The following is a 12,080-nucleotide window of genomic DNA, read 5'->3' as shown; positions in this document are numbered from 1 at the left end:
ATCCACGGCCCGACCACTGAATATTCGGGGCGTTCAGTCGTTGCCTCGCGGCTGACTGCAGGATGTTCTTGTGCTCGTCCACCCTCGTACCGGTCAGCCCTTCGATTCACCGGTGGTTCCCGGCACCGGATGGCCCGGCGACCCGGCGACCGCCCGGACCGAGGTGGCCGCCGACGCCGCACGGGTCGCCGAGCTGGCGGCCCACGCCGCGTCGCTCCCCGAACTCGACGCCCTGGTCAGCGTCTGCCGGGCCTGCCCGCGGCTGGTCGACTGGCGCGAGGACGTCGCCGTCCTCAAGCGCCGCGCCTTCGCCGACCAGCCGTATTGGGGCCGGCCGGTGCCGGGCTGGGGGTCGGAGCGACCCCGGCTGCTGATCGTCGGGTTGGCGCCCGCCGCGCACGGCGCCAACCGCACCGGACGCATGTTCACCGGCGACCGGTCCGGCGATCAGCTTTATGCCGCGCTGCACCGGGCCGGGCTGGTGAACCAACCCACCAGCGTGGATGCCGCGGATGGCCTGCGGGCCAATAAGGTTCGCATCGTGGCGCCGGTGCGGTGCGCGCCCCCGGCCAACGCCCCGACGCCGGCGGAGCGCGACACCTGCTGGCCCTGGCTTCAGGCCGAATGGCGGCTGGTATCAGAGCATGTGCGCACGATCGTGGCGTTGGGCGGATTCGCCTGGCAAATCGCGCTGCGGCTGCCGGGCGCGTCCGCGATGCGCAAGCCGCGGTTCGGCCACGGCGTCGTCGCGCAATTCGCACCTGGCGTGCGGTTACTCGGCTGCTACCACCCGAGCCAGCAAAACATGTTTACCGGTAGGTTGACACCAGCAATGCTCGACGACGTTTTCCGTGATGCAAAAAGGCTGGCAGGGATTAAGTGACTGACGTTCTGATTTCCGGCGCCAGCGTGGCCGGTACGACGGCGGCTTATTGGCTTGGACGGCACGGCTATTCGGTCACCGTGGTGGAACGGCACCCCGGGCCGCGGCCGGGCGGCCAGGCCATCGACGTGCGCGGGCCGGCGCTCGGAGTGCTGGAACGGATGGGGCTGCTGGCCGCCGCCCAGAAACGCAAGACCCAAATCCGCGGCGCCTCCGTCGTCGACCGGGACGGCAACGAGCTGTCCCGCGACACCGAGTCGACGCCCACCGCCGGGCCCATCGACAGCCCCGACATCGAGCTGTTGCGCGACGACCTCATCGAATTGCTGTACGGCGCAAGCCAATGGACGGCCGAGTACATCTTCGATGACACCATCACCGGCGTGGACGACGACGGCGCTGCCGTCAACGTGACCTTCGAACGTGCCCCCGCACGCAGCTTCGACTTGGTCATCGGCGCCGACGGATTGCACTCCAACGTGCGCCGGTTGGTGTTCGGCCCCGAGGAGCAATTCATCGAGAGGCTGGGCACGCACGCGGCGATCTTCACGGTCCCCAATTTCCTGGATTTGGACTACTGGCAGACCTGGCACTACGGCGATTCCTCCATGGCCGGCGTCTACAGCGCCCGCAACAACACCGAGGCCCGGGCCATGCTCGGTTTCATGGACGCCGATCTGCGGATCGACTACCGCGACACCGAGGCGCAGTTCGCCGAGCTGGAACGGCGGATGGCCGACGACGGGTGGGTCCGTCCGCAGCTGTTGGGATACATGCGCGACGCCCCGGATTTCTACTTCGACGAGATGTCGCAGATCAAGATGGATCGCTGGTCGAAGGGCAGGGTGGCGCTGGTCGGCGACGCCGGATATTGCTGCTCGCCGCTGTCGGGCCAGGGCACGAGCGTGGCCCTGCTGGGTGCCTACATCCTGGCCGGCGAGCTCGCGGCGGCTTCCGGGGACGGGACGGTCGACTACGAAGCCGGTTTCGCGAACTACCACAAGGAGTTCAACGACTACGTCAAGCGCAATCAATGGCTGGTCGTCGACAACATTCCGGGCGGGGCGCCGATCCCGCAGGAGGTCTTCGACCGCATCGTCAGCTCGATCACGCTGAAGGACTACTGACGCCGCGCCCGGGAACGTTCGCGCGCCGGGAGGCGTTGACGCGAACGTGCGTCTTTCCGTCCTTGATCTCGTCCCGGTGCGTACGGATCAGACGACCGGCGACGCGCTCGCGGCGACCGTGCAGCTGGCGCAGGCCGCTGATCGGCTGGGTTTCACGCGCTACTGGGTCGCCGAGCATCACAACATGCCGTCCGTCGGCGCCACCAGCCCGCCGGTCCTGATCGCCTACCTGGCCGCGCAGACGTCGCAGCTGCGGCTCGGGTCGGGCGGGGTGATGCTGCCCAACCACGCGCCGCTGGCGGTGGCCGAGCAGTTCGCGCTGCTGGAAGCCGCCGCGCCGGGGCGCATCGACCTCGGCATCGGCCGGGCGCCCGGGTCCGACCCGGTGACCTCCTACGCGCTGCGTGGCGGCCGCGACGACCGTGACATCGAGAATTTCCCCGAATACCTCGACGACGTGGCCGCGCTGATGAGCCCCCGCGGCGTGGTGGTGCCGCTGCGGTCGGGGGACTACCGGCTCAAGGCCACCCCGGCGGCCGCCGGCGAACCGCGCCTGTGGCTGTTGGGCTCGTCGATGTACTCGGCGCACCTGGCCGCCGCCAAGGGGCTGCCGTACGTGTTCGCACATCACTTCTCCGGCAACGGGACCGAAGAGGCGCTCGAGCTGTATCGCTCCCGATTCAAGCCGAGCGCCGTGGCCGCCGAGCCCGTGACATTCCTGACGGTGAACGCCGCCGTGGCCGAAACACGCGATGAGGCAACGGCATTGATGCTGCCCAATCTGCAGATGATGGCGAAGCTGCGCACCGGAGAGCCCCTGGGGCCGGTGCCGCTGGTCGAGGAGGCCGAAGGCGCGCAGTTGACGCCGCAGCAGCAGGGCATCGTTCAGAGCGGGCTGCGACGAGCGGTCCTCGGCACGCCCGTCGAGGCCGCCGAGCAGTTGCGGGCACTTGCGCAACGGTTCGAGGTCGACGAGGTGATGGTCAACCCGGTGGCCTCGGCCCGCCGCGGCACGCTCCCGGCCACCGGGCCGGCGCGGGTGGCGACCCTGGAGCTGCTCGCCAAGGAGTTGTTCTGACCGGTCAGTCCGTCACGGCCGAGCGTTGGGAATCGACGGGGCCGGCGATCGCGCGCCGGTCGGTGATCCAGCGCCGCAGTTCGTCCGGCGGCAACGGCGGGCTGTGCACGAACCCCTGGGTGATGGTGCAGCCGTAACGCCGCAGTGCGCTCAGGGTGGCCTCGTCCTCGACCCCCTCGGCGACGAGGTCGGCGCCGAGGTTCTGCGCCAAATCCACGGTCGATTGCACGATGGCGACCGATCGGGGGTCCTGAGCCAGCCGCGCGACGAATCGCCGGTCCAGTTTGAGCTCGTCGACCGAGACGTCCTGCAGGCGGGCCAGCGACGACCATCCGGTGCCGTAGTCGTCCAGCGAGATGCGCACGCCGAGGAGCTGCAGGGCGGCCACGGTGTTGCGGGAGCGCTCCGAGTCGACCAGTGCGCCCTCGGTGATCTCGATGATCAGCGCGTCGGGGGGCAACCCGTGGTTGCGCAGCAACCGCTCGATGGTGACCGCGAGGTCGAGGTCGAGCAGGTTCGTCGTCGACAGGTTCACCGCGACGCTCATCGCAATGCCTTCGTCGCGCCAGGACCGGATCTGTTCGAGTGTGAGGTTGATGGTGCGATGGGCCAAGGTGCGCATCAAACCGGAACGTTCGGCGGCCGCCAGGAACTCCTCCGGCAGCAGCAACCCGCGGGCGGGATGTTGCCAGCGCAGCAGCGCCTCGACGCTGTGGACGCTGCCGTCGCTCGCGTTGACCTTCGGCTGGTAATGCACCGTCAACTCGTCGCCGTCGATCAGCGCCGCGCGCAGCTCGCGGACGAGGTTGGGGTCATGGTCGCGATCCAGCTCGAAGCCGGCCTCGTACACCGCGATTTTGCTGAGGGCCGACTTGGCGTACGGGATCGTCGCCTCGGCGCGATTCAGCAGCTCCTGCGGATGGTCGCAATGGTCGGGATAGAGCGCAATGGCGACGCAGGCCTCGACCTGCACGCTGATCGCGTCCAGCTCGAACGGGATGCTGATCCCTTCGAGCAACCGCCCCGCTTGGGCGCGCGCGGCGACGAGATCGGAGCCCTCACCGAGCAGGATCGCGAACTCCTCGTCGCTCACCCGCGCGAGCAGATCGTCGCGACGCACGTTGTGCGCGAGCCGGTTTGCGACGCGCCACAGCAGCTCATCGGCAAAGTGGCGACCGACCGAGTCGTTGATCTCCCGCAGCCTGGGGAGACTCAGCAGCAGCAGAGCGCGACGCGACGACGTTCCGACCGGTTGGTCGGAAGCCGAGAGCGCGGTCAGCGCAGTCGCCAACGACCGCCGATTGGGCAGGGTGGTCAATTTGTCGGTCATGGCCTGCTTGTGGCTTTCGGCCAGCAGACTGACATCCCGGAAGGTCACCGAGAATCGCGCTGCGACCGCGACCAGGCTCAGCGCGGCGAGCGTCGAGGCGAGCCGTGAATGGTGGCCCAGGATCGCGACGCCGAGTGCCACCACGGTGCACGTCACCGGCACCGCGTAGGAGTCCAGCCCGCGCCGCGTCGCCGGTGCCGCCGACGATCCCCGGGCCCAGCTGGCCATCGCCACCAGCAGCGACGAAGCCGGCCAGAGCGCGTCCAGCGTAGTGCCTACCCGGTATGAGCCGGCCGATGTCTGGAAGAGGTACGCCGTGTCCGCGACCGCGAAGCCAATCAACCCGACGACCAGGAAGCCCCAGCGAAACTCCCTGCGCCATCCGACGATTGGCAGCATGCCGACGGCCAGGGCCAGCAGCACCAGGTCGCCCCACGGGTAGACCAGACCCACCAGCACGGTCGCGGGCGTCCGTTCCGCGGCGGTGTGCATGGGCCCGGCCCGCAGCGCCGCGGCCAGCGCGGCGACGGCCAACGCGCACACCAGGGAATCGAGGCGGATCGGCACCGGCACCCGCTTGAGGTGTGATCGCATCAGCAGCAGCATCCCGGCATAGACGAACGGATAGAACGCCAGGTATTCGGGATCGGCAACCGATGGCGAGTGAGCGTTCGGCACCCACAACGCGTAAACGACGTCACCGAGCGCCGAGAATGCCATGCCTGCCGCGATCAGAGACCATGCAATCCGGTCGGCCTTGAGGCGGTGTGCGCGAACGGCGATCAGCGCGGCCGCCAGCAGGTTCAACGCCGAGTACAGGGATTTGGCGAAGAACACGCTGTGGCTGGCATGCGGGAAGAGGAGGCTGGTCGCCGCGAAGGCGACCACGCCGAAAATCAAGACAGCCAAAGCGATCCGGATCGGCGCCGGGGGCCACCGGACGCCGTCGATACCGTCCTGCGGAGGCGCCGGTCGTGACGTGCCGACGTCGGTGACCCGCCTGCGCATGGGCTCGGCGCTCGTCTCGGCGGCCGCCACCGCCGCGGGAGCCGGCCCGGGCGCCGGAGCGGCCGACAGCGAGTAGGAGAGCGGCAAATCGGGCACGAAGCTGCGAACGCATTGGCCGCCTTCGCGTTTGGCGGTGTACATGGCCAGGTCGGCGTGCCGGAGGAGCTGCTCGACGGTGCAGTCCGACGCGACGGTGGCCACCGTGAACCCGACACTCGGTCGCACCGGTACGGGAACACCGTCGACCACGATCGGGGCGTCGAACGCCTCGAGGACCCGATGTGCCGCCGCGTGCGACTCCTCGACGGGACCCTCGAGGAGCACGGCGAATTCGTCGCCGCCCAGGCGCGCGGTGACGCACTTGTCGCCCAGGGCGGCGGTGAGCCGCCCTGCCACCCGGACCAGCAGTTCGTCACCCGCGGGGTGACCGAGGGCGTCGTTGACCGATTTGAAGTTGTCAAGGTCGAGGCACAACACCGCTATGGGGGCGATGTCGCAGCTCTGCCGGGCGACGGCCTGTTCCAGGCGATCGAGGAAGTACGCCCGGTTGGCCAGCCCCGTCAGACTGTCGCGGAACGCTTCCCGGGCGACCTCGGACAGCAGGCTCTGGTTCTCCATCAACATGACGAACTGACGCACGAGCACCGCGGCTACGAGGATCCCCAACGCGACGACTAGCGGGCCGTGCGCCATCAAGCCCACCGCGTGGCCCAACCCGACCGCGGCGGCGACCACCAGCGGAAGGTACGGCAGCCACAGCCGGGTCCGTGACAGCATTTCGTCGTTGCGCGAGGCCGGCGCCGCGACCTCGTAGACGCTGGACAGCGCTGCCAGCGCGATCATGCCCAGCCCGGCCACTCTGCCCAGGTCCACGAGACCGCTCACCTGATAGCTGCCGATCCCGCTCTTGAACACCATCGCGATGTCGGCCACGCTGATCGTCACCACGCCGCCGGACAGCAGGTTGCGGCTCGGCGGGTCGCCGCGACGCACCCGGGACAGCATGAGGATCGCGGTCGTCAGCAGGAGGACGTCGTTGAAGACTTCAGCGACGGTGGTCGCCCGGGAGCCGCTGTCCTCGCGCAGTTGTTTGTCGAGGACGAAGACCCACGACACGACGAACAGCGACGTCGCCACGATGAGGCCGTCGAGCACCAGTCGGCGTGGGCTGTGGCGGGAGAACCGTGACAACAGCACCAGCGACGCGAAGGCGCCGAACGGCCAGAGCAACAAGACGATCTCGGCGGCCGCGGGATGGGTGGCGTGGGCCAGTCCCGGACGCACGTCATAAACGGCCCAGATGACCTCGCCCGCGGCCCAGCCCAGCTGGGCCGTCACCATTGCAACCCATCCGCCCCGGTGCCGACCCGTCGCGGAGCGCGCCGCGTAGCCCGCACATCCCGCCCCGACCAGCAGGCAGCCCGCCAACGCGACTTCGTCGGCCGGCCGGGTCGCGTACGCGCCCTCCCAGCCGCCGATCGACGACGCGACCACCAACGCGGCCGCCAAACCATATGCGCCGAGGACGAGCCAACCGAGACGCGGGGGCAGCCTTAATCGCCACCACGGGTTGCCCGCCCAGGGTCTCATGCCCACTCCAGCCGATGTAGCGCCGCGCGGTGAGCTGTCGAGAAGTTCACCGCGCTAGTGGAGAATAAACCTCCACGCCGGGTTCAGGGTCAACGCCGCCTGAGTACCACGACGGGAATCGGCCGCGACGTCTTCTTCTGGTAAGCCGTGTATCGATCGCCGTTGTTCGTGTTGACGATCTGCCACAGCCGCGAGTAATCGGCGTCATCGGGCAGCACGGGGCGGGCGGTCACCGCGAAACGCTTTGGGCCGACGTTGATTTCAACGTCCGGGTTCTTCCGCAGGTTGTGGTACCAGCCGGGTGCGCGGGGGTCGCCTCCTTTGGAGGCGACGATCAGGTAGTCGTCTCCATCGCGCGCATAGGTGAGCGCCGCGGTACGGGGCTGCCCGGTCTTGGCGCCCACGGTGTGCAGCAGCAGGCTGGGCATCACCAGCAAGCGATGACCGATCCAGCCGTTCGTCTTGCGGTAGACGGTGTCGTGCACGCGCAGCATCGGGGGCAGCAGCCGCTGCTCGACCCAGGACGGAAGTGCCATCGGCCCAGTATTACTGGCTGGCGTCGATGCGGGCCAGTGCCGAGCGCAGTATTTGCGCGGTGGCCTCGCGGTCGGGGTCGCGCCGCAGCAGCATCCCCTTGGCGACGGAAAGCTTGTCGCCGTTGCGCCGGGGCAGCACGTGCAGGTGGATATGGAACACCGTCTGGAAGGCGGCGCGGCCGTCGTTGATGGCGATGTTGGTCGCGTCGGCCAACTCCGTCGAGCGGGCGGCGCGGGCGATCCGTTGACCGATGGTGACCATCCCGGCCAGCGTTTCCGCTGGGGTATCGGTGAGATCCACGCTGTGGCGTTTGGGGACGACCAGGGTGTGGCCGCGGGTGAACGGGCGGATGTCGAGGATGGCCACAAAGTCGTCGTCTTCATAGATCCGGATGGCCGGGGCCTCCCCGGCGACGATCGCACAGAACACGCAGGACATGTCGCCCACGGTACTGGCCGGGGGATACGCTGCCGCAGTGGACGCTCGCGACGTGGCCCGCGATGTGGCTTATGCCGGCGCGGCCGCTCAGGTGCGGATGCTGGCCGACGGCGAACTGACCGCGCCGGAGTTGCTCGAGATCTACCTCGAGCGGATCGCGCGACTGGACAGCCAGCTGCGGTGCTACCGCGTGGTGCTCTCCGACAGCGCGCGCTACGAGGCGGCGGTCGCGCAGGACCGCCTCGACGCGGGCGAGCGGCTCCCGCTCCTCGGGGTGCCGATCGCGATCAAAGACGACGTCGACGTCGCCGGCGAGGTGACGACATACGGCAGCGGCGGACACCGGCCCGCGGCGACATCCGACGCGGAGGTGGTCCGCCGGCTGCGCGCCGCGGGCGCCGTCATCCTCGGCAAGACCAACGTGCCCGAGCTGATGATGTTTCCCTACACCGAGTCGCTGGCGTTCGGTGCCACCCGCAACCCCTGGAACCTCACGCGCACCCCGGGCGGAAGCAGTGGCGGCAGCGCCGCCGCGGTGGCCGCCGGCCTGGCTCCGCTGGCGCTGGGATCCGACGGCGGCGGCTCGATTCGCATCCCGGCGATCTGGTGCGGGCTGTTCGGTGTCAAACCCCAGCGGGATCGGGTGTCGCTGGAGCCCCACGACGACGCGTGGCATGGGCTGAGCGTCAACGGACCGCTGGCCCGGTCCGTGCTGGACGCCGCGCTGTTCCTCGATGCGACCTCCACCGTGCCGGGGCCCGAGGGCGAGTTCGCGGCGGCGGCGACGCGTGCGCCCGGGCGCCTGCGAATCGCCTTGAGCACCAAGGTCCCAACCCCGCTGCCCGTCAGGATCGGCAAGGAGCAGCTCACCGCGGTCGAGCAAGCCGGCGCGTTGCTGCGCGACCTGGGCCACGACGTGATCACCGCCGACCCCGACTATCCGCCGTCGGCCATCATGACCAACTACCTGCCCCGCTACCTGCGGGGTATCAGCGACGACGCCGACGCGCTGGCCCATCCCGACCGTCTCGAAGCGCGCACCCGCAACCTGGCGCGCGCCGGTTCACTGTTCTCCGACCGCCGGATGGTTGCCCTCCGCGAGGCCGAGGCCGCGGTCAACGCCCGGATTCAGTCGATCTTCGACGACGTCGACGTCGTCGTCACGCCGGGCAACGCGACCGGGCCCTCGCGCATCGGTGCCTACCAACGCCGCGGCGCGGTATGGACGCTGCTGGCGGTGGCGCAGCGGGTGCCCTACCAGCAGGTGTGGAACCTGACCGGGCAGCCCGCCGCGGCCGTGCCATGGGATTTCGACGGCGACGGCCTGCCGATCGCCGTGCAGCTGGTGGGCCGGCCGTTCGCGGAAGCGACGCTGTTGTCGTTGGCCGCGCAGATCGAATCCGCCAGGCCGTGGGCGCACCGGCGACCGCCGGTGTCATGAGGAACAGATGACTCGCCAGGCGGCCAGCTTGGCGCCCCGCCCGACGGCGTGGGCTGGGCTCGTCGACGGGAGCCGCCGGTATTCCACCCGCTCGTCGGCCTCGGCGAGCCTGCGGTACAGCTCGGCGGCCTTGGCGCCGTTGAAGTACACCCGCGTGATCGTCGGGTATCGCGCGAACAGTTCACCGAAATCGTTGACCACCAAGCTCTTCGGTTCGATTGCCGAGTCCGCGCTGCCGGGGCGGCGGCATGCGCGCAACACGTCCCAGAGGGCTACGCCCACCGATTGCAGCGCGGCCAGCCGGTTTTCGTAGGGCGCCGCCGCGTCGAACCCGAACAGTTCGGCGGTGATCGCCCAGAACGCATTTCGCGGATTGCCGTAATACTGGCCAACCGCCAGCGACTGCGCGCTCGGAAACGAACCCAGGATCAACACCCTGGCGTTCTCGTCGACGACCGGCGGGAATCCCCGCAGCAATGGTGCGCTCATCACTTCAGATGATGACCTCACGCCGCGCTCGCGATCGACGCAGCGATCGGCGCCGACCCGCGTCGCCCGGCTGCGCCGCGCTCGCGATCGACGCGCGTTGTACGTTGGCGAAGTGGACGAGGACCTGCTCGACGGACTCGAGGGCAGCGCACGCACCGAGCGAGCGGAATTGGTGGAGTGGCTGCTCGAGCAGGGCATCACCGCCGAAGAGATCAGGGCCACCAATCCGCCACTCTTGCTGGCCACCCGCCACCTCATCGGTGACGACGGTACCTACGTGTCCGCCCGGGAGATCAGCGAGACCCACGGCATCGACCTGGCACTGTTGCAACGCCTGCAGCGCGCGATCGGTCTGGCCCGGGTGGAGGATCCCGACGCCGTCGTGCACATGCGCGCTGACGGCGAAGCCGCCGCCTACGCCCAGCGCTTCGTCGAGCTGGGCCTGGACCCCGAGCAAGTCGTGCTCGTGGTCCGGGTGCTCGCCGAAGGGCTATCACGCGCAGCCGAGGTCATGCGCTATACCGCGCTGTCGGCGATCATGCGGCCGGGGGCCACGGAGCTCGAAATCGCCAAGGCGTCAAAGGCGCTGGTCGGCGAAATCGCGCCCGAACTCGGCCCGATGATCCAGCAGATGCTGTTCATGCAGCTGCGCCACATGATGGAGACCGAGGCGGTCAACGCCGCGGAGCGCGCCGCAGGCAAACCGTTGCCGGGCGCGCGCCACATCACCGTCGCGTTCGCCGACCTCGTCGGCTTCACGCGGATCGGTGAGGCGGTGTCGGCGGAGGAGCTGGGGCATCTGGCCAACCGCCTGGCGCACCTGGCTCGCGACATCACCGTGCCGCCCGTGCGGTTCATCAAGACGATCGGCGACGCGGTGATGTTCGTGTGCCCCGAGCCGCTGCCCTTGCTCGACGTGGTGGTGAAGCTGGTGGACGCCGTCGACACCGACAACGACTTTCCACGCCTGCGGGCGGGCCTGGCTTCCGGCATGGCGGTCAGCCGGGCGGGCGACTGGTTCGGCAGCCCGGTCAACGTCGCGAGCCGGGTTACCGGCGTGGCGCGGCCGGGGACCGTGCTGGCGGCCGATTCTGTCTGGGAGAACATCGCCGACACCGGCGAGTTCAGCGGGTCGTACGCCGGTGCGCGCCGCCTCAAAGGCATCAAGAACGAGGTCAAACTCTTCCGTATCCGCCGGGGCGACGGCGGCGACTGAGTCGAAGTCCGGCGGACATGGGCAGGCCCGGACGACTCTGGGGGCGTTGGACTCCGTCATGCGCGGGTCCTACGCGGCCGGTCTTCTACCCTGACTTCCGGCGCTTGGAATTGGTCGTTTCCGGGCCTGCTTCGCTACCAAAAATACAACGTCGAACAACCCATATCAACGGGTTCTCCGCACTTAAACGCACCTTTTCCGGGTGCGCGGGCGGGCGGGCCGTCGCGCCGTTGACGTCCACGACGCACCTCCCGCCGCCCGGCCGGCGTTCGCCACGGGTGAACGCCGTCCCATCAGGCTTGTAACGGTGTAATCATGTAATTATGAAATCGCATCACGCACACGGCCGGCGCTACGGCCGCCCCGGCGGCTGGCAGCAAGCCCAGCAACCCGACGCCAGTGACGCCGCGGAATGGTTCGCGGGGCGCCTGCCCGAAAACTGGTTCGACGGCGACCCGACGGTCATCGTCGACCGCGAAGAAATCACCGTCATCGGACGGCTGCCCGAACCGCAGGGCTCGGAGCAGGAGACCGACGCTCGCGCGGAAGGACGCGCTTCCCGGTTCCGGGAGGAAACCCGTTCCGAGCGAATGCATATCGCCGATGAGGCACAGGATCGCTACGGGCGCAAGGTTTCCTGGGGCGTGGAGGTCGGCTCGAAGTCTGGCGTAGAGCGAATCCTGTTCACTCACATCGCGGTGCCGGTGATGACGCGCCTGAAGCAACCGGAACGGCAGGTACTCGACACGCTGGTCGACGCCGGCGTCGCCCGGTCCCGCGCCGACGCGCTCGCGTGGTCGGTCAAGCTGGTCGGTGAACATGCCGAGGAATGGCTGGCCAAGTTGCGCAGCGCGATGTCGGCCGTCGACGACCTACGCGCGGAGGGTCCGGACCTTCAGTCGTAGGCCAACGCCTTCGTCGCGCTGATTAGACGCGTTGGCCG

Annotated in this window: 10 protein-coding genes; 6 read left to right on the top strand and 4 right to left on the bottom strand. The window is 69.0% G+C overall.

All coding sequences use genetic code 11. The annotated features are described in order from the left end of the window. Positions 1–55: 55 nt before the first annotated feature. From G6N51_RS12045 to G6N51_RS12035, 3 genes are read left to right on the top strand one after another with little or no spacing between them, the layout of a single operon-like run. Positions 56–883, top strand: a complete 828-nt coding sequence (locus G6N51_RS12045; protein ID WP_083174866.1) for a uracil-DNA glycosylase — start codon at positions 56–58, stop codon at positions 881–883. Further along, positions 880–2,010: an FAD-binding protein gene (locus G6N51_RS12040; RefSeq protein ID WP_083174863.1), complete on the top strand. Its 1,131-nt coding sequence runs from the start codon at positions 880–882 to the stop codon at positions 2,008–2,010. Before G6N51_RS12045 ends, G6N51_RS12040 begins: the two co-directional genes overlap by 4 nt. A 46-nt stretch (positions 2,011–2,056) precedes the next feature. Further along, the gene (locus tag G6N51_RS12035; protein WP_083174860.1) at positions 2,057–3,088 is read left to right on the top strand and encodes an LLM class flavin-dependent oxidoreductase; all 1,032 of its coding nucleotides are present in this window, start codon (positions 2,057–2,059) and stop codon (positions 3,086–3,088) included. Between the two features lie 4 nt (positions 3,089–3,092). On the opposite strand, the gene G6N51_RS12030 is transcribed toward G6N51_RS12035, so the two are convergent. The 3 genes from G6N51_RS12030 to G6N51_RS12020 form a co-directional block, all read right to left on the bottom strand. After that, positions 3,093–7,016 (bottom strand): bifunctional diguanylate cyclase/phosphodiesterase, encoded by a 3,924-nt coding sequence (locus tag G6N51_RS12030; protein ID WP_083174857.1) that lies wholly within the window; start codon positions 7,014–7,016, stop codon positions 3,093–3,095. An 89-nt stretch (positions 7,017–7,105) separates the two neighbouring features. After that, on the bottom strand, positions 7,106–7,552 hold the full coding sequence (locus G6N51_RS12025; protein WP_083174855.1) for a nitroreductase family deazaflavin-dependent oxidoreductase: 447 nt from the start codon (positions 7,550–7,552) through the stop codon (positions 7,106–7,108). 10 nt (positions 7,553–7,562) lie between these two features. Continuing rightward, positions 7,563–7,991 carry an HIT family protein gene (locus G6N51_RS12020; protein ID WP_083174854.1) on the bottom strand — a complete coding sequence of 143 codons (429 nt, stop codon included), beginning with the start codon at positions 7,989–7,991 and terminating at the stop codon, positions 7,563–7,565. 52 nt (positions 7,992–8,043) lie between these two features. Here G6N51_RS12020 and G6N51_RS12015 point away from each other — a divergent pair, with 52 nt between their 5' ends. Then, the gene (locus G6N51_RS12015; protein ID WP_142275190.1) at positions 8,044–9,432 is read left to right on the top strand and encodes an amidase; all 1,389 of its coding nucleotides are present in this window, start codon (positions 8,044–8,046) and stop codon (positions 9,430–9,432) included. On the opposite strand, the gene G6N51_RS12010 is transcribed toward G6N51_RS12015, so the two are convergent. After that, the gene (locus tag G6N51_RS12010; RefSeq protein WP_083174852.1) at positions 9,427–9,921 is read right to left on the bottom strand and encodes a DNA-deoxyinosine glycosylase; all 495 of its coding nucleotides are present in this window, start codon (positions 9,919–9,921) and stop codon (positions 9,427–9,429) included. The two genes, G6N51_RS12015 and G6N51_RS12010, sit on opposite strands and share 6 nt — an antisense overlap. Positions 9,922–10,018: 97 nt before the next feature. Here G6N51_RS12010 and G6N51_RS12005 point away from each other — a divergent pair, with 97 nt between their 5' ends. Both G6N51_RS12005 and G6N51_RS12000 read left to right on the top strand, forming a co-directional pair. Then, positions 10,019–11,137 carry an adenylate/guanylate cyclase domain-containing protein gene (locus G6N51_RS12005; protein WP_083174851.1) on the top strand — a complete coding sequence of 373 codons (1,119 nt, stop codon included), beginning with the start codon at positions 10,019–10,021 and terminating at the stop codon, positions 11,135–11,137. A 323-nt stretch (positions 11,138–11,460) separates the two neighbouring features. Beyond that, positions 11,461–12,042 (top strand): hypothetical protein, encoded by a 582-nt coding sequence (locus G6N51_RS12000; RefSeq protein ID WP_083174850.1) that lies wholly within the window; start codon positions 11,461–11,463, stop codon positions 12,040–12,042. The last annotated feature ends 38 nt before the right edge of the window (positions 12,043–12,080 follow it).

The sequence above is a fragment of the Mycobacterium paraseoulense genome (assembly GCF_010731655.1).
Lineage (GTDB): Bacteria > Actinomycetota > Actinomycetes > Mycobacteriales > Mycobacteriaceae > Mycobacterium > Mycobacterium paraseoulense.
Note: the sequence above shows the minus strand (reverse complement) of the source record. Positions and strands in the feature narration are given on the sequence as shown.

Excerpts from the sequence above, each read along its gene's own strand:
- G6N51_RS12030 (WP_083174857.1), bottom strand. The coding sequence starts at position 7,016 with ATGAGACCCTGGGCGGGCAACCCGTGGTGGCGATTAAGGCTGCCCCCG.
- G6N51_RS12000 (WP_083174850.1), top strand. The coding sequence starts at position 11,461 with ATGAAATCGCATCACGCACACGGCCGGCGCTACGGCCGCCCCGGCGGC.
- G6N51_RS12025 (WP_083174855.1), bottom strand. The coding sequence starts at position 7,552 with ATGGCACTTCCGTCCTGGGTCGAGCAGCGGCTGCTGCCCCCGATGCTG.
- G6N51_RS12010 (WP_083174852.1), bottom strand. The coding sequence starts at position 9,921 with ATGAGCGCACCATTGCTGCGGGGATTCCCGCCGGTCGTCGACGAGAAC.
- G6N51_RS12020 (WP_083174854.1), bottom strand. The coding sequence starts at position 7,991 with ATGTCCTGCGTGTTCTGTGCGATCGTCGCCGGGGAGGCCCCGGCCATC.